Source organism: Kitasatospora sp. NPDC058965 (genome assembly GCF_042741245.1).
Lineage (GTDB): Bacteria > Actinomycetota > Actinomycetes > Streptomycetales > Streptomycetaceae > Kitasatospora.
Map to the genome: position 1 here is coordinate 13,382 of NZ_JBHYKG010000084.1, position 15,024 is coordinate 28,405.

Genomic DNA, 15,024 nt, shown 5'->3' on the forward strand with positions numbered 1-15,024 from the left:
CGGCCGGCACTGCCGCCGCTGACCTGCTGTTCCTTTTTCACGCCTTACTTAATTTTGGAGCGAAACGTGACTACAGCCGACACCCTGGCCGCCGCGGAGGCGGCCAGCCCGGCCGGCCCCTGCGACCGCGGCGCCACGGTGTGGCTGACCGGTCTGCCCAGCGCCGGGAAGACCACCCTGGCCTTCGCGCTGGCCGAGCGGCTGCGCGCCGAGGGCCACCGGGTCGAGGTGCTGGACGGGGACGAGATCCGCGAGTTCCTCTCCAAGGGCCTGGGGTTCTCCAAGGAGGACCGGCACACCAACGTGACCCGGATCGGCTTCGTCGCCGAGAAGCTGGCCAAGAACGGGGTCAAGGTCCTGGCTCCGGTGATCGCGCCCTACGCCGACTCCCGCGCCGCGGTGCGGGCCCGGCACGCCGAGCAGGGCGCCGAGTTCCTGGAGATCCACGTGGCCACCCCGGTCGAGCTCTGCTCCGAGCGCGACGTCAAGGGGCTGTACGCCAAGCAGGCCGCCGGCGAGATCTCCGGCCTGACCGGGGTCGACGACCCCTACGAGGCGCCCGAGCACCCGGAGCTGCGCCTGCAGACCCTGGGCCGCTCGGTCGCCGAGTCCGCCGCCGAACTGCACACCTTCCTGACCGAGAGGGGCCTGGCGTGACCACCGCGACCGCGAGTCTGATCGAGCACAGCGACAACCCCTACGCGCTCTCCCACCTGGACGCGCTGGAGGCCGAGGCGGTGCACATCTTCCGCGAGGTCGCGGGGGAGTTCGAGCGCCCGGTGATCCTCTTCTCCGGCGGCAAGGACTCGATCGTCATGCTGCACCTGGCGCTGAAGGCCTTCGCCCCGGCGCCGGTCCCCTTCTCGCTGCTGCACGTGGACACCGGCCACAACTTCCCCGAGGTGATCGCCTACCGGGACCGCGTGGTCGCCCGGCACAACCTGCGGCTGCACGTGGCCAGCGTCCAGCAGTTCATCGACGACGGCCGGCTGCGCGAGCGCCCGGACGGCACCCGCAACCCGCTGCAGACCGTCCCGCTGCTGGACGCGATCGAGTCCAACAAGTTCGACGCGGTCTTCGGCGGCGGCCGCCGGGACGAGGAGAAGGCGCGCGCCAAGGAGCGGGTCTTCTCGCTGCGCGACGAGTTCGGCGCCTGGGACCCGCGCCGCCAGCGCCCCGAGCTCTGGTCGCTGTACAACGGCCGGCACGCGGTCGGCGAGCACGTGCGCGTCTTCCCGCTCTCCAACTGGACCGAGCTGGACGTGTGGCAGTACATCGAGCGCGAGGGCATCGAGCTGCCGGAGATCTACTACGCGCACGAGCGGGACGTCTTCGCCCGGGACGGCATGTGGCTGACCGCCGGCGAGTGGGGCGGCCCCAAGGAGGGCGAGACGGTCGTGCGGCGGCTGATCCGCTACCGCACCGTCGGCGACATGTCCTGCACCGGCGCCGTCGACTCCGACGCCGCCACCATCGAGCAGGTGATCACCGAGATCGCCGCCAGCCGACTGACCGAACGCGGGGCCACCCGGGCCGACGACAAGCTCTCCGAGGCCGCCATGGAAGACCGCAAGCGCGAGGGGTACTTCTAACCATGACCAGCACCACCGAAGAGCTCACCGCCACCTCGCTGCTGCGCTTCGCCACCGCCGGGTCGGTGGACGACGGCAAGTCCACCCTGGTCGGCCGGCTGCTGCACGACTCCAAGTCGGTCCTGGCCGACCAGCTGGAGGCCGTCGAGCACGCCTCCCGCAAGCGCGGCCAGGAGGCCCCGGACCTGGCGCTGCTCACCGACGGCCTGCGGGCCGAGCGCGAGCAGGGCATCACCATCGACGTGGCGTACCGGTACTTCGCCACTCCCCGGCGCCGGTTCATCCTCGCCGACACCCCGGGCCACGTGCAGTACACCCGCAACATGGTCACCGGCGCCTCCACCGCCGAGCTGGCCGTGGTGCTGGTGGACGCGCGCAACGGCGTGGTCGAGCAGACCCGCCGGCACGCCGCGGTGGCCGCCCTGCTGCGGGTGCCGCACGTGGTGCTCGCGGTCAACAAGATGGACCTGGTCGACTACGCCGAGCCGGTCTTCGCCGCCATCGCCGAGGAGTTCACCGCGTACGCGGCCTCGCTCGGGGTGCGCGACGTCGTCTCGGTCCCGATCTCGGCCCTGGCCGGCGACAACGTGGTCGAGCCGAGCGCCAACATGGACTGGTACGGCGGCCCGACCCTGCTGGAGCACCTGGAGACGGTGCCGGTCGGCTCCGACCCGAGCCTGGAGCCGGCCCGCTTCCCGGTCCAGTACGTGATCCGCCCGCAGACCGCCGAGCTGCCCGACTACCGCGGCTACGCCGGGCAGTTGGCCTCCGGCGTGCTGCGCAAGGGCGACGCCGTCACGGTGCTGCCCAGCGGGCACACCACCACGGTGGCCGGGATCGACGTGCTGGGCACCGAGACCGACATCGCCTGGGCGCCGCAGTCGATCACCGTGCGGCTGGCCGAGGACATCGACATCTCGCGCGGCGACCTGATCGCCGCCGGCCCCGCGCCGGTGGTGACCAAGGACGTCGAGGCGACGGTCTGCCACCTGAACGAGCGTCAGCTGCGGGTCGGCGCGAAGGTGCTGCTCAAGCACACCACCCGCACGGTGCGCGCGCTGGTCAAGGAGATCTCCTACCGGATCGACATCGACACCCTCGAACCGCGCTCCGGCGCCGAGGAGTTGAACGTCAACGACATCGGCCGCATAGTGCTGCGCACCGCCGAGCCGCTGGCGCTGGACAGCTACACCGACAACCGCCGCACCGGGTCGTTCCTGCTGATCGACCCGGCCGACGGCACCACGCTCACCGCCGGCATGGCGGGCGAGGCCTTCGGCGGCGCCCTCGCGGTGCCGGCGAGCGAGGCAGCAGAGGAGGACTGGGTCTGATGTCCGGCGAGGCGTTCTCCGGCATGGACAAGGAAGGCGGCCGCATCGGCAGCGGCGTCCGTGGCAGTGGCCAGGGCGGCATCGGCCGATGTGGACACGGACGGGGTCTCTGACACCCCGTCACCGGGAGCAACAGCCGCCTTCCGCACCTCGAAGACGGCACCCGGCGTGCCCGCACAGCTCCGTTCCCTTGACCGTTCCGACCAGAGGACACCTCATGGCTTCGCACCAGACCCATAGCCCGCTGCGCCCCAACGCCGGTCGCGCCAGACGCGCCGCGCTGGCCGGCCTGGCCGCCCTGACCGCCGTCGGCCTGCTCAGCGCCTGCAGCTACGGTTCCAAGGCGGAGAAGACCAACGCCGCGCCGGCCGCCGCCACCGGCGGTGCCAAGCTCTCGGCCGACACCGTGAAGATCGGCTACTTCGCCAACCTGACCCACGGCACCGCGCTGGTGGGCCTGCAGGAGGGGCTCTTCCAGAAGGAGCTCGGCGGCACCCAGATCAAGACCCAGGTCTTCAACGCCGGCCCGTCCGAGATCGAGGCGCTGAACGCCGGCTCGATCGACATCGGCTGGATCGGCCCCTCCCCCGCGATCAACGGCTACGTGCAGTCCAACAGCTCCAACCTGAAGATCATCGGCGGCTCGGCCTCCGGCGGGGTGAAGCTGGTGGTCAACCCGGCCAAGGTCACCGGCCTGGACGACCTCAAGGGCAAGAAGATCGCCACCCCGCAGCTGGGCAACACCCAGGACGTGGCACTGCTCAACTACCTCGCGGGCAAGGGCTACAAGGAGAACGCCCAGTCCGGCGCGGGCGACGTGTCGGTGGTCCGCACCGACAACAAGGTCACCCCGGACGCCTACTCCTCCGGCGCGATCGACGGCGCCTGGGTGCCCGAGCCGACCGCCACCACCCTGGTGAACAAGGGCGCCAAGGTGCTGCTGGACGAGAAGGACCTCTGGCCGAACAAGCAGTTCGTGATCACCAACATCATCGTCTCGCAGAAGTTCCTCAAGGAGCACCCGGACGTGGTGGAGGCCGTGCTCCGCGGCTCGGTGAACTCGAACGCGTTCATCAAGGCCAACCCGGACAAGGCCGCGCAGGACGCCAACGCCGCGATCAAGGCGGCCGGCGGCAACGCGCTGCCGGACGCGGTCCTGACGCCGGCCTGGCAGAGCATCGACTTCCTGGACGACCCGCTGGCCGCCACCCTGCAGTCGGAGGCCGACCACGCGGTCACCGCCGGCCTGCTGAAGAAGCCGAACATCGCCGGGATCTACGACCTGTCGCTGCTCGACAAGGTGCTCAAGGCGGCCGGCAAGCCGGCCGTCGCGGATGCCGGGCTCGGCGCGCCGCAGTAACACTGCGGTCCCGACGCACCGTCCGCACCAGCTCCGGTGCCCACCCCCGTCCGTCCCGGTCGATGCCCAGTCACAGGGCCGGGCGGGGGCGGGCACCGGCTCCGACCAGCTTCCGCTCGCCCCACTCACGCCAGGAGGTGCCCGCGATGAGCACGGCACTGACCACCCCGAACGAGGCCCCCGACCTCGCGGACCGCACCGGCGCCCCCGCCGTGCGGATCGCGGGCGTGCACAAGACCTTCGGCCGCCCGGGCACCGCCGCCCCGGTGCTGGACGACATCACCCTGGACGTGGCCGCGGGCGAGTTCCTCTGCCTGCTCGGCGCCTCCGGCTGCGGCAAGTCGACCCTGCTCAACCTGGTGGCCGGCCTGGACGCGCCGACCGCGGGCACCATCGAGGTGGCCGGTGCCCGCCCGGCCCTGATGTTCCAGGAGCACGCGCTCTTCCCCTGGTTGACGGCGGGCAAGAACATCGAGCTGGCGCTGCGGCTGAACGGCGTGCCGCGCGCCGAGCGCCGGGCCGAGGCCGAGCGGCTGCTGGAGCTGGTGCGGCTGAGCGGTTCCTACGGCAAGCGGGTGCACGAGCTCTCCGGCGGAATGCGCCAGCGGGTCGCGATGGCCCGCGCGCTGGCCCAGGGCAGCAAGGTGCTGCTGATGGACGAGCCGTTCGCCGCCCTGGACGCGATCACCCGCGACGTGCTGCACGAGGAGATCACCCGGATCTGGGCGGAGCGGCAGCTGACCGTGCTCTTCGTCACCCACAACGTGCGCGAGGCGGTCCGGCTGGCCCAGCGGGTGGTGCTGCTCTCCTCCCGGCCCGGCCGGGTGGCCAAGCAGTGGCAGATCGACCTGCCGCAGCCGCGCCGCATCGAGTCCGCCTGCGTCGCGGACCTGTCCGTCGAGATCACCGAAGACCTGCGCAGGGAGATCCGCCGCCATGGCCAGCACTGAGACCGCCACCGCGGCCGTCGAGCCGACGACGACGCGGACCGAGCCCCCGGCCGACGACCTGCACGGTGTCGAGGCCGGCCTGGACGCGCTGGACGCGGTGCAGCTCCAGCGCCCCCCGCTGGCCCAGGTGCTGCGGCAGAAGGTGCTGCCGCCGGTGCTCGGCGTGCTGCTGGTGCTGGCGCTGTGGCAGCTGGTCTACAGCCTGCACGTCACCCCGTCGTACAAGCTGCCGAGCCCGCTGGACGTCTTCCACAGCCTCCAGGACCTCTGGTACCAGGGCACGCTGCTGTCGATCATCTGGACCAGCCTGTGGCGCGGCCTGTCCGGGTTCGTGGCGGCCGTGGTGATCGGCACCCCGATCGGGCTGCTGGTGGCCCGGGTCAGGCCGGTGCGCGCGGCGGTCGGGCCGGTGCTCTCCGGCCTGCAGTCGCTGCCCTCCGTCGCCTGGGTGCCGGCCGCGGTGATCTGGCTGGGCATCAACGACTCCGCGATGTACGCGGTGATCCTGCTGGGCGCGGTGCCGTCGATCGCCAACGGGCTGATCTCCGGCATCGACCAGGTCCCGCCGCTGTTCCTGCGGGCGGGGCGCACCCTGGGCGCGCGCGGGCTGAGCGGGGCCCGGCACATCCTGCTGCCCGCCGCGCTGCCCGGCTACCTGGCCGGCCTCAAGCAGGGCTGGGCCTTCTCCTGGCGCTCGCTGATGGCCGCCGAGCTGATCGCCTCCTCCCCCGACCTGGGCATCGGCCTGGGCCGCTTCCTGGAGAACCAGCGCGACTCGAACGACATGTCGGGGGTGCTGCTCGGCATCATCCTCATCCTGGTCGTCGGTGTCGCCATCGACCTGCTGGTCTTCTCCCCGATCGAGCGCCGGGTGCTGCGCAGCCGGGGCCTGCTGCAGACCTCGCGCTGAGCCCCGTCCGGCCCGTGCCCGTACTGTTGGAAGCCACCATGTCCCAGCCCACCCTGCTGCTGATCGCCCACGGCAGCCGCGACCCGCGGCACGCCGCGACCGTCGACGCCCTGGTGCGCGAGGTGCGGGCGCAGCGGCCCGGGCTGGCCGTGGACACCGCCTACCTGGACCACTGCACCCCGCGGCTGCCCCGGGTGGTCGAGCGCCTGGCCGGCCGTCCGGCGGTCGCGGTGCCGCTGCTGCTCAACCGCGCCTTCCACGCCAAGCACGACATCCCCGCCGCGCTGCGCTCGGCCGGGGCGGGCGCGCTCCCGGTGGCCGAGGTGCTGGGCGCCCCCGGCGAGGAGCTGCTGCTCGCCGCCCTGGAGCGCCGCCTCGCCGAGGCCGGCCTCCCGGTGGCCGACCCCGCCGAGCGGGCCCGCACCGGGCTGGTGCTGGCGGCGGCCGGCTCGTCCGACCCGGCCGCCGACGCCGCCACCCGCGCGCTCGCCGCGTACTGGCGGGCCCGGCGCGGCTGGGCGGCGGTGACCGTGGCCTACGCCTCGGCCACCGGCCCGCGGGTCCCCGACGCCCTCGCCGAGCTGCGCGCCGCGGGGGCGAGCCGCACCGCGGTGGCCCCGTACCTGCTGGCACCCGGCCTGCTGCCGGACCGGATCGCGGCGGCCGCGGACGGCGCCGACCTGGTCGCCCCCGTCCTCGGCGCCGCCCCGGAGCTGGCCCGCCTGGTGCTCGCCCGCTACGCCGCGGTGCCGGCCGTCAGCGCCCGGTCGCGGGCAGCTTGACCAGGGTGAACTGGTTCGACACCCCGCCGGTGAACAGCACGTCCATCCGCCCGGTCAGCACCCAGTAGGCGCCGTCCGCGCCCTTGGTCACCGCGGTGGGCGCCGGCACCGGCGCGGGCTGTGCGGTCACCACCACCCGGCCGTGGCTCTGCCGGACCGCCACCACCTGGCCCGTGGAGTCCGCGCCGATCCGGTTGGTGGCGCCCAGGATGGTCCCGTCCGGCCCGGCGGTCATGCCGTCCAGCCCGACCAGCCGCGGGTCCTGCACCAGCAGCCGGACCGCCGCGGGGTGACGCACCGGCAGCTCCCAGATCGCGCCGGTCTGGTAGTTGCCCAGGTACAGGCGGCCGTGCCGCAGCACGATGCCGTTCAGCCCGAACTGCCCGGGCCCGGCACCGATCCGGTCGTCCCGCAGCAGCACCGAGGCGTGTCCGTCGGCGGTGATCCGGTAGACGATCGGGGCGAAGGAGTCGGTCACGTAGGCGGTGCCGTCCTGGTCGACGACCACGTCGTTGGCGATGTGCGCCCCGCCGTCGCCGGCCACCGCCGCCAGGTCCACGTACCAGCGCCGCGCCCCGGTCCGCAGGTCGTAGCTGCCCAGGCCCGCCACGTGGCCCTGGCTGGTGGCGGTGCTGCGCACCGACAGGCCGGCCGGGTCGCCGTTGCAGACCAGCACCCGGCCGCGGGCCGCGTCCACCTTCACGCCCAGCGCCGAGTACAGCACCGGGTCGGTCACCAGCGGGCGGGCCGTGCCGTCGGGGCCGACCGTGCTGACCACGCCCCGGTGGATGGAGCTGATCACGAACCGCCCGCTGGTCGGGTCCCAGCTCACGCTCTCCGGGTTCAGCTCGTCGCCGCTGCCGGCGACCTGGTCGCCGTACCGCGCGGCCGGCGCCACGGCGCTCGGCGCGCGGTCGGCCGCCAGGGCCGGCACGCCGCTCACCAGCACGCCGCCCAGCGCCAGCGCGGCGGCCAGGGCGGTCCGTCGGGTCATCGTGTTCATCTCTGCACTCCTCGATCCAGCTGCCGGGGAAGTTCGGCTGACGGGCTCAAGCCTTCCGTGCCGTCGACGGGTCGGGCAGTGCGTGCGGATGCTGGTAGTCGTACTACCAGCAAAGCGGCGGGGGATACTGGTACCTGAGGGGGAGACAGTCGATGACGCACACGCAGCAACAGGCCCGCCGGGACGCCCTGGCCAACTTCCTGCGCAGCCGCCGGGCCCGGCTCGCCCCGCAGGACGTGGGACTGCCGCCCGGCCTGCGCCGTCGCACCCCCGGGCTGCGGCGGGAGGAGCTCGCGGTGCTCGCCGGGGTCGGGGTCACCTGGTACACCTGGCTGGAGCAGGGGCGGGACATCAACCCCTCCCCGGAGGTGCTGGCCGCGCTGGCCCGCACCCTGCGGTTGGACGCGGCGGAGACCGACTACTTCTTCCGCCTGGCGGGCAGTCAGCCGGCCCCGCACGACGAGCCGGTCGCCACCCGGGTGCCGCCGGCGCTGGTCCGGCTGCTCGCCGCGCAGTCACCGGCGCCCGCCTTCCTGCTGGACGCCGACTGGGACGTACGGGCCTGGAACCCGCCCGCCCAGGCCCTGCTGAGCTTCGCCGACTACGACCCGGCGGACCGCAACCTCGCCTGGTTGGTCTTCGCCCACCCCGCCAACCGGGCCCGCACGGTGGACTGGGAGTACCACGCCCGCCGCACCCTGGCCCAGCTGCGCGCCGCCTACGGCGAACGCGGCGGCTCCGGCACCCCGGGCGGGCGCCAACTCGCCGCCCTGATCGCCCGCCTGCGCGCGAACTTCGCCGAGGCCGACGCCTGGTTGGACGAGCACGAGGTGCAGGAGCGGGCCGGCACCGCCAAGGACGTGCTGCACGAGCGGCTGGGCCCGCTCAGCTTCGACCAGATCGTCCTGCGGGCCCCCGGGGACCTGCAGTTGGTGATCATGTCACCGCGGGACGAGGCGACCGCGGCGCGGCTGCCGCTGCTGACCGAGCAGCTCGAACCGGTCGACTACGCGCCCACGGGCTGAGGCCGCTGCCGGTCGTGCCCGACGGGGTCTGCTCAACATTCGCTCAGATCCCGTGCCACTGCGGGGCGGGCCGGGTACGGTCCGGCCCGGGGGGACTCGATGAGCCGACAGCACTGGACCGACCGCCTGCTCAACGCGGGCGCGCAACCCGCATCCCGGTACCGCCCCGAGGGCTTCGGGGATGCCGCACCGCCCTGGGCCAGACCCGCCCGGGAGGCGACCGAGTGCCCGGTCCCGCCCGACGACCAGGAGCAGTTGGAGCGGTGGCTGCGCTGGTGCCGCAAGGAGTTCGGCACGGCGGCGGGGCGGGTGGTCGCGGCACCGACCCGCACGTTCTACCCGGCCGGGTACCGGGGCAGCACCGAGCAGATCGAGGAGCTGGTCCGCCGGACCGCTGCGGTGATGGGCGTCGTGGCACCGGATCTGACGGTGCGCTACTTCGAGAGCGAAGCCGCCGAACCGGGCCGGGGACACCGGCGGCGCACCACGGTCGGCACGTACCACGACGAGGACGGCCGCCCCGTCGTCTCGCTCGACCTGCGCGGCCGCGAGGACCCGGCCCGGCTCACCGCGATCATCGGCCACGAACTGGCCCACGTCCGGCTGCGCGGCGAAGGGCGGGTGCCCGCGTGGGAGCGGGAGGAGGAGAAGCTCACCGACTTCGTGACCGTCTACCTCGGCATGGGCGTCTTCCTCGCCAACGCCGCGAACACCTTCACCCGGACGGCCCGCGGCTGGTCCGCGCTGCCCATGGGCGACCTCACCGAGCAGATGCTGGCGGGCAGCTTCCTGGCCCCCTCCCAGCACCTGGGGTATCTGAACGAGCGCCAGTTCGGTTACGCCCTGGCCTGCTGGGCCGCACTGCGCGGCGAACCCGACCCCGCCTGGGCCCGCCACCTCGCCCCCACGGTGCACGCCCAGTTGCTCAGCGGCCTGGCGTACCTGCGGCACACCGGCCGGGTGCTCGACGCCTGACGGCCGGTGCGGCGGTGCGTAGCAATCACTGGCAGCCCAATGCAACGAGGTACTCTCTCTGACGTTGCGTTAGTTTCTCACTCGCTGCAACGATTTCTCCTGTTCTAGCTGCGGTAATGCAGGTATTGGGCAACGCTGGCGTTGCCCAATGTGCGAATGCAACGTAGCGTTCACCACATCAGAAACGGCGTGGCGAACAGTCGCCCGCCACCGATGAAGGAGTCCGCCGTGCAGACGTTCGCCACCCCCGCGCCGATCACCACCGTCCTCGACATCCCCGCCGGCCGGATCCGGTTCGTCGCCACCGACCGCATCGACACCGTGGTGGAGGTCCGCCCTGCCAACGCCGCCAAGCGGCACGACGTCGGCGTCGCCGAGCTCACCTCGGTGGACTACGCCGACGGCATGCTGCAGATCAGGACCGCCCCCGCCAAGCACCCGCTCATCGGCCACTCCGGCGCCGTCGAGGTGACCGTGCAGCTCCCGGCCGGGTCCCGCGTCGAGGCGCGGGCCGACAGTGCCGACCTGCACAGCACCGGTCGGCTCGGCGACGTGACGTTCGAGAGCTCGGCGGGCGAGGTCGGGCTCGACGAGGTGGCGAGTGCCCGGCTCACCGTCCAGGCCGGCGACATCGCGGTCGGCCGCCTCGGCGGCCCCGCCGAGCTCCGGACCCGCAAGGGCGACCTCACCGTCACCGAGGCGGCGCTGGGAGAGGTCGTCCTGCACACCGAGGCCGGCCAGGTCTCCGTCGGCGCCGCCCGCGGCGTCTCGGCCTCCCTGGACGCGGGCACCGGCTTCGGCCGGATCCACAACGCCCTGCGGAACGGCGAGGGCGGCGCCTCGACCCTGCGTTTCCGCGCCACCACCGGCTACGGCGACATCACCGCCCGCAGCCTCTGATCCGCATGAGGACAGGACGGCCGTCACTCGTGGCGGCGGACGCCCGGGGCAATGATCCCGTGCGCCGCCGCCTGGTGCCGGCGCCAGAGCACCCGGACATCGGTCTCGGCCGAGGACTGCGGCTCGACGGCGTCCAGGCGGTTCTGGAAGTCGATGCAGGGGAGGCAGTCCGGGACAGGGGTCGGAACCGGCAACTCGATCACGCGACCGCTCCGGTGGAGTCGGGCAGTTCCCCCTCGGCCGGAGCGCACCGCCGGCAGCGGCAGGGGAGTTCGAAGGACGGGCCGAAGCCGTCGTAGGGCTCGGTGGCCGTGATCTCGTCCCGCCCGAGGTCGGTCCGCGCCCCGTCAGGGCCGATCCGGTAGACGTGCAGGGTCAGTCGGCTCTTCTTGGTCATCAATGGTTCTCATTTCGCCTTGCAGTACGGGCAGTTCGGCCAGCCGAGCGGACAGGGACGCGCCGCGCGCGATCCGCCCGGTGCACCGCGCGTGGGCTTCCACCCAGTCGGCCAGGGCCACCATGGTTCGCGGATTGCAGCCCCCGAGGTTGATGTGCGCTCCCCACTCGGTGAGGGTGATCCGCCCGGCGGCGAGCGAGGGAAGCGGCGGCAGGCCAGCCACCCGCAGAGCGTCCTCCAGGCGCCGGACCGCGTGTTCGGCGAACTCCCGGAACTCGCGGACGCGGCGCTGCTCCTGGGTCTCAAGTCGCATATCCATTCGAGCGGTTCACCCCTCGGGGTAAGGCAGTTGCACTCGGTGGCATGCACCACCGGAACGAGCACTCCGTGTAGTCGTTCCGCTACCCAGGATGGCCGAATGGTCGTACGCTGGCCAGTGTTTCCACCTTGACAATCACGTCATGTGAAGGGCGGCGAACCATCATGGCCGAACAGGAAGTTGATCCTTCGTCATCGCCACTGGCTCGCTTCGGCGCCGAACTCCGCAGGTCCCGAAGGGCTCGTGGCTGGTCGCAGACCGACCTGGCGCAGCGCATGGGGTACTCGAACACCCTGATCTCGTACGTCGAAAGAGGTCAGCGCAAGTCCACAAAACACTTCGCGGTGAAGGCCGACAGCGTCTTCGACACCGGGCAGACCTACTACGAGCTGTGGCGACGCATCGACGGGGCGAGCCTGCTGGAGGGCTTTCCGGAGTTCATGGATGCAGAGGCACGCTGCAAACGGCTGCGGATCTTCTACCCGACGATCGTGCCTGGGATCTTCCAACTCCCCGAGTACTCCATGGCCTTCTTCAGCGCAGCCGTTCTGCGCGGCGCAATCACCCAGACCGAGGCCGACGAGCGCCTTGAGATCATGGCCTCACGCCAGCAACTGCTGGACCGAAGGAAGCCGCCGGCCATTCATGCCATTTTGGACGAGAGCTGTCTCGTCCGAATCATGGGCGGCGCCCAAGTGATGGCCAAGCAACTTGCACGTCTCGAGGAGTTGGCCGCCCGCCCCAGCATCACCATCCAGGTCTCCCCGTTCAGCGTCGGCGAGCACCTGCCCTTCAGTTTTCCGGTCATGCTGCTGGACATGCCCGACCGATCGATTCTCGGGTACGCCGAGTCCTATGCCCGAGGGCATCTTGAGCGTAACCAAAGGACCGTGGCCGCCTGGGACAGCGAGTACGATCAGCTACAGATGGAGGCGCTGCCAAAGGCTGCATCCCTGGAGTTCTTTCGCAAGGCCCGAGAGGAACTTTCATGACTGACCTGACCAACGCCTCCTGGCGCAAGTCGTCCTACTCCGGGACCAACGGAGGCGAGTGCATCGAGGTCGCCGACGGGCTCGCCGGCGCCGTGCCCGTCCGTGACTCGAAGGACCCCGGCGGCCCCGCCCTGACCTTCCCCGCCAAGTCCTTCACCGCCTTTGTGAACAGCCTCAAGGCAGGTTCCTTCCGTCTGCCTGACTAACGATCAACGCCGCCGGCCCTCCGCGCGTCGCAAGACAGGCGTGGGGGGCTCTTGCTCGCCTCCCCACGGCCCGCCAGAGTGACTCGACAGCGGTCGTCACGAGTAAGCCCAGAGGAGGCCACATGACCCACCGCAACGCCCCGCAGTGGCGGAAATCTACGTTCAGCGACAACGGCGGCGAGTGCGTCGAGATCGCCCCTCTCCCCTCCACCACCGCCGTCCGCGACTCCAAGGACCCCGACGGCCCGGCCCTCCTCTTCCCCTCCCCGTCCTTCGCGGCCTTCCTCGAACACCTCAGGGTCGGCCAGTGGCGGTGAGGTCCCGCCCCTTCTCCCACAGCGCCTGGTGGTAACTGCGCATGTACTCCCCCAGCTTCGCGCTGCGCAGGCTGAACCCCGTCACCACGTACGGGTCGGCCCCGAAGGCGAAGAAGACGTGGTCGCGGTCGATGATCGCCACGCTCATCGCATCGCCCTGCACGTCGACCACGCGGACCAGGTACCGTGCGCGGTGGTCCAGCACCAACTGGCGCTGACTGTCCGTCCAATCGGCCATCCCCGGAGCGTTCTCCGAGGTGACCACCCGGCGCAGCTGGTGCAGGGGCGAGGCCGCGACCCAGTCCGCGCAGGCCGTGAAGTAGGCCGCCACCGCCGCGCTGTTCAGTGCGTCCGGCGGGTACCGGCGCAGGTAGCTGGTGAGGACCTCCTCCTTCGCCTGCCCGACCTGCTCGGCGAGCGCCTCGTAGAACCGCTCGTGGTGGCTGTAGAACCGCAGCTCGCTCACGCCGTCGACCGCCTGCCGCACGGCAGCCAGCTCTCCACCCAACTGCATCTTCAGGTCCGCGAGTTGTTCAGCGGCCTGCCGGTCCCGCCCGATCTGGCCGTAGCCGATGAGCCCCAGTACCCCGAGTACCGCGGCGGCCGCGTAGCTCGAACTCATCACGCCGAACGCGTCGAGCAGCGCCAGGACCACCCCGAGCGCCACCGGAACGGCAACCTCCCAGATCCGCCGCGCCCGCTCACCACCGCTTCCACTGCCGTTCGGCCTGCCGCCCATGGCGCCTCCCCCTCCCGAGGGCCCCATTTCCTCGCACACCTGACGCTCCGTCAATGACTCGGATCCGCTCGCGCCGGAACCGTGACCCAATCAGCACATGTGACCCAGCTCACCTGAAAAGGGTGACACACTGCTGTCGCCGACCCCTGCGACGCTCCTCCCATGACGATCACCATCACCGACACCGACTGCCTCTCCGAAACCCTCGCCTTCAACGCCCGGTTCGAAGCCACCGCGGCGAGCCGCCCCGAGCGCGGGAGCACCCTGGACCCCGCTGTGATGGCCGAGCTGCGGCGCAACGGGCTCGGGCGGGACACTCCGCCGGTCCGGCTGCCGCAGGGGCGGGACCGGGTGGTCGCGGGCGGGGTGGCGGTCCGGGAGTTCGTGCCGGACCGGGTCGACGGGGTGTACCTGCACATCCACGGTGGCGGCTGGGCGTTCGGGTCCGCCGACGGGCAGGACGAGCGGTTGTGGCAGCTCGCGGTGGAGGCGAACCTCGCTGTGCTGAGCGTGGCGTACCGGCTGGCCCCGGAGCACCCGTTCCCCGCGGGGCCGGACGACTGCGAGGCGGCCGCCCGCTGGCTGGTCGACAACGCCGTCGCCGAGTTCGGCACCGACCGGCTGCTGATCGGCGGCGAGTCGGCCGGCGCCCACCTGACCGTCCTGACCCTGCTGCGCCTGCGCGACCGGCACGGCAGCACCGGCGCCTTCCGGGCGGCCCACCTGCTCTTCGGGCCGTTCGACCTGTCGATGACGCCGAGTCAGCGCAGTTTCGGCTCCCGCGCCCTGCTCAGCAACACCGACTCGCTCCGCGGCAGTTACGGACTCTTCACCCCCGGGCTGACCCCGGAGCAGCGCCGCGATCCGGCCGTCTCCCCGCTGTTCGCCGACCTGACCGGCCTGCCGCCGGCCCGGATCGTCGTCGGCGCCGAGGACCCCCTGCTGGACGACTCGCTCTTCCTCGCCGCACGCTGGGAGCTGGCCGGCGCTCCCGTCCGGCTCGGTGTCGTGGCCGGTGCGATGCACGGCTTCACGCTCTTCCCGCTGACCGTCACCGAGCGGGAGCACCAGCGGCAGCGGGACTTCTTGGCCGGCGCCTGACGGTAGCGTCGGCCTCATGAACCGCACTCCTCGGCTCTACGCGCTGGTGGAAGAGCTGCGCGCGGCGGCGCCGGAGACGGCCAGCAACGCCAGGACGGCGAGCCAGGTCAGGACGTGGTTGGGCA

General features: G+C 72.0%; 18 protein-coding genes. 14 read left to right on the top strand and 4 right to left on the bottom strand.

What is annotated here, in order from left to right; translation table 11 throughout:
- Nucleotides 1–66: 66 nt before the first annotated feature.
- From cysC to ACFW1A_RS16500, 7 genes are all read left to right on the top strand, one after another.
- Nucleotides 67–657 carry an adenylyl-sulfate kinase gene (cysC, locus tag ACFW1A_RS16470; RefSeq protein WP_380409561.1) on the top strand — a complete coding sequence of 197 codons (591 nt, stop codon included), beginning with the start codon at nucleotides 67–69 and terminating at the stop codon, nucleotides 655–657.
- Nucleotides 654–1,592 carry a sulfate adenylyltransferase subunit CysD gene (gene cysD / locus ACFW1A_RS16475; protein ID WP_380409564.1) on the top strand — a complete coding sequence of 313 codons (939 nt, stop codon included), beginning with the start codon at nucleotides 654–656 and terminating at the stop codon, nucleotides 1,590–1,592. The genes cysC and cysD overlap by 4 nt, the downstream gene beginning before the upstream one ends.
- Nucleotides 1,593–1,594: 2 nt before the next feature.
- Entirely contained in the window at nucleotides 1,595–2,923 is a 1,329-nt protein-coding gene (locus ACFW1A_RS16480; RefSeq protein WP_380409566.1) for a sulfate adenylyltransferase subunit 1, read from the top strand.
- Between the two features lie 217 nt (nucleotides 2,924–3,140).
- Nucleotides 3,141–4,283 carry an aliphatic sulfonate ABC transporter substrate-binding protein gene (locus ACFW1A_RS16485; protein ID WP_380409569.1) on the top strand — a complete coding sequence of 381 codons (1,143 nt, stop codon included), beginning with the start codon at nucleotides 3,141–3,143 and terminating at the stop codon, nucleotides 4,281–4,283.
- Nucleotides 4,284–4,429: 146 nt separating this feature from the next.
- On the top strand, nucleotides 4,430–5,233 hold the full coding sequence (locus ACFW1A_RS16490) for an ABC transporter ATP-binding protein (protein ID WP_380409572.1): 804 nt from the start codon (nucleotides 4,430–4,432) through the stop codon (nucleotides 5,231–5,233).
- The gene (locus tag ACFW1A_RS16495; protein ID WP_380409574.1) at nucleotides 5,220–6,143 is read left to right on the top strand and encodes an ABC transporter permease; all 924 of its coding nucleotides are present in this window, start codon (nucleotides 5,220–5,222) and stop codon (nucleotides 6,141–6,143) included. Before ACFW1A_RS16490 ends, ACFW1A_RS16495 begins: the two co-directional genes overlap by 14 nt.
- A gap of 38 nt (nucleotides 6,144–6,181) precedes the next feature.
- On the top strand, nucleotides 6,182–6,925 hold the full coding sequence (locus tag ACFW1A_RS16500) for a sirohydrochlorin chelatase (protein ID WP_380409576.1): 744 nt from the start codon (nucleotides 6,182–6,184) through the stop codon (nucleotides 6,923–6,925).
- On the opposite strand, the gene ACFW1A_RS16505 is transcribed toward ACFW1A_RS16500, so the two are convergent.
- Entirely contained in the window at nucleotides 6,900–7,928 is a 1,029-nt protein-coding gene (locus ACFW1A_RS16505; RefSeq protein WP_380409578.1) for a hypothetical protein, read from the bottom strand. The two genes, ACFW1A_RS16500 and ACFW1A_RS16505, sit on opposite strands and share 26 nt — an antisense overlap.
- 152 nt (nucleotides 7,929–8,080) lie before the next feature.
- Between ACFW1A_RS16505 and ACFW1A_RS16510 the strand changes: the two genes are divergently transcribed.
- The 3 genes from ACFW1A_RS16510 to ACFW1A_RS16520 all read left to right on the top strand — a co-directional run bounded on the left by ACFW1A_RS16510 (nucleotide 8,081) and on the right by ACFW1A_RS16520 (nucleotide 10,828).
- Nucleotides 8,081–8,953, top strand: coding sequence for a helix-turn-helix transcriptional regulator (locus ACFW1A_RS16510; protein ID WP_380409580.1), 873 nt, complete (start codon nucleotides 8,081–8,083; stop codon nucleotides 8,951–8,953).
- 99 nt (nucleotides 8,954–9,052) lie between these two features.
- The gene (locus ACFW1A_RS16515) at nucleotides 9,053–9,928 is read left to right on the top strand and encodes a hypothetical protein (protein ID WP_380409582.1); all 876 of its coding nucleotides are present in this window, start codon (nucleotides 9,053–9,055) and stop codon (nucleotides 9,926–9,928) included.
- A gap of 228 nt (nucleotides 9,929–10,156) precedes the next feature.
- The gene (locus ACFW1A_RS16520) at nucleotides 10,157–10,828 is read left to right on the top strand and encodes a DUF4097 family beta strand repeat-containing protein (protein WP_380409584.1); all 672 of its coding nucleotides are present in this window, start codon (nucleotides 10,157–10,159) and stop codon (nucleotides 10,826–10,828) included.
- Nucleotides 10,829–10,851: 23 nt separating this feature from the next.
- Here ACFW1A_RS16520 and ACFW1A_RS16525 read toward each other — a convergent pair whose 3' ends face one another.
- A complete protein-coding gene (locus ACFW1A_RS16525; protein ID WP_380409586.1) occupies nucleotides 10,852–11,031 on the bottom strand; it encodes a hypothetical protein in 180 nt (59 codons plus the stop codon).
- The gene (locus ACFW1A_RS16530; protein WP_380409588.1) at nucleotides 11,028–11,225 is read right to left on the bottom strand and encodes a hypothetical protein; all 198 of its coding nucleotides are present in this window, start codon (nucleotides 11,223–11,225) and stop codon (nucleotides 11,028–11,030) included. Before ACFW1A_RS16530 ends, ACFW1A_RS16525 begins: the two co-directional genes overlap by 4 nt.
- Nucleotides 11,226–11,708: 483 nt before the next feature.
- On the opposite strand from ACFW1A_RS16530, the gene ACFW1A_RS16535 reads away from it, so the two are divergent.
- The 3 genes from ACFW1A_RS16535 (at nucleotide 11,709) to ACFW1A_RS16545 (ending at nucleotide 13,059) form a co-directional block, all read left to right on the top strand.
- The gene (locus tag ACFW1A_RS16535) at nucleotides 11,709–12,536 is read left to right on the top strand and encodes a Scr1 family TA system antitoxin-like transcriptional regulator (RefSeq protein ID WP_380409590.1); all 828 of its coding nucleotides are present in this window, start codon (nucleotides 11,709–11,711) and stop codon (nucleotides 12,534–12,536) included.
- Nucleotides 12,533–12,742, top strand: coding sequence for a DUF397 domain-containing protein (locus tag ACFW1A_RS16540; RefSeq protein ID WP_380409592.1), 210 nt, complete (start codon nucleotides 12,533–12,535; stop codon nucleotides 12,740–12,742). The genes ACFW1A_RS16535 and ACFW1A_RS16540 overlap by 4 nt, the downstream gene beginning before the upstream one ends.
- 122 nt (nucleotides 12,743–12,864) lie before the next feature.
- Nucleotides 12,865–13,059 carry a DUF397 domain-containing protein gene (locus ACFW1A_RS16545; RefSeq protein WP_380409594.1) on the top strand — a complete coding sequence of 65 codons (195 nt, stop codon included), beginning with the start codon at nucleotides 12,865–12,867 and terminating at the stop codon, nucleotides 13,057–13,059.
- Here ACFW1A_RS16545 and ACFW1A_RS16550 read toward each other — a convergent pair.
- Nucleotides 13,037–13,798, bottom strand: a complete 762-nt coding sequence (locus ACFW1A_RS16550; RefSeq protein WP_380409596.1) for a hypothetical protein — start codon at nucleotides 13,796–13,798, stop codon at nucleotides 13,037–13,039. The genes ACFW1A_RS16545 and ACFW1A_RS16550 overlap by 23 nt on opposite strands.
- Before the next feature lie 162 nt (nucleotides 13,799–13,960).
- Between ACFW1A_RS16550 and ACFW1A_RS16555 the strand changes: the two genes are divergently transcribed.
- Nucleotides 13,961–14,899 carry an alpha/beta hydrolase fold domain-containing protein gene (locus ACFW1A_RS16555; protein WP_380409598.1) on the top strand — a complete coding sequence of 313 codons (939 nt, stop codon included), beginning with the start codon at nucleotides 13,961–13,963 and terminating at the stop codon, nucleotides 14,897–14,899.
- The last annotated feature ends 125 nt before the right edge of the window (nucleotides 14,900–15,024 follow it).

Coding starts and splice junctions, on each gene's coding strand:
- ACFW1A_RS16505 (WP_380409578.1), bottom strand. CDS start 7,928: ATGAACACGATGACCCGACGGACCGCCCTGGCCGCCGCGCTGGCGCTG.
- ACFW1A_RS16500 (WP_380409576.1), top strand. CDS start 6,182: ATGTCCCAGCCCACCCTGCTGCTGATCGCCCACGGCAGCCGCGACCCG.
- ACFW1A_RS16530 (WP_380409588.1), bottom strand. CDS start 11,225: ATGACCAAGAAGAGCCGACTGACCCTGCACGTCTACCGGATCGGCCCT.
- ACFW1A_RS16535 (WP_380409590.1), top strand. CDS start 11,709: ATGGCCGAACAGGAAGTTGATCCTTCGTCATCGCCACTGGCTCGCTTC.
- ACFW1A_RS16480 (WP_380409566.1), top strand. CDS start 1,595: ATGACCAGCACCACCGAAGAGCTCACCGCCACCTCGCTGCTGCGCTTC.
- ACFW1A_RS16490 (WP_380409572.1), top strand. CDS start 4,430: ATGAGCACGGCACTGACCACCCCGAACGAGGCCCCCGACCTCGCGGAC.
- ACFW1A_RS16510 (WP_380409580.1), top strand. CDS start 8,081: ATGACGCACACGCAGCAACAGGCCCGCCGGGACGCCCTGGCCAACTTC.
- ACFW1A_RS16545 (WP_380409594.1), top strand. CDS start 12,865: ATGACCCACCGCAACGCCCCGCAGTGGCGGAAATCTACGTTCAGCGAC.
- ACFW1A_RS16540 (WP_380409592.1), top strand. CDS start 12,533: ATGACTGACCTGACCAACGCCTCCTGGCGCAAGTCGTCCTACTCCGGG.
- ACFW1A_RS16495 (WP_380409574.1), top strand. CDS start 5,220: ATGGCCAGCACTGAGACCGCCACCGCGGCCGTCGAGCCGACGACGACG.
- ACFW1A_RS16550 (WP_380409596.1), bottom strand. CDS start 13,798: ATGGGCGGCAGGCCGAACGGCAGTGGAAGCGGTGGTGAGCGGGCGCGG.
- ACFW1A_RS16485 (WP_380409569.1), top strand. CDS start 3,141: ATGGCTTCGCACCAGACCCATAGCCCGCTGCGCCCCAACGCCGGTCGC.
- ACFW1A_RS16555 (WP_380409598.1), top strand. CDS start 13,961: ATGACGATCACCATCACCGACACCGACTGCCTCTCCGAAACCCTCGCC.
- ACFW1A_RS16515 (WP_380409582.1), top strand. CDS start 9,053: ATGAGCCGACAGCACTGGACCGACCGCCTGCTCAACGCGGGCGCGCAA.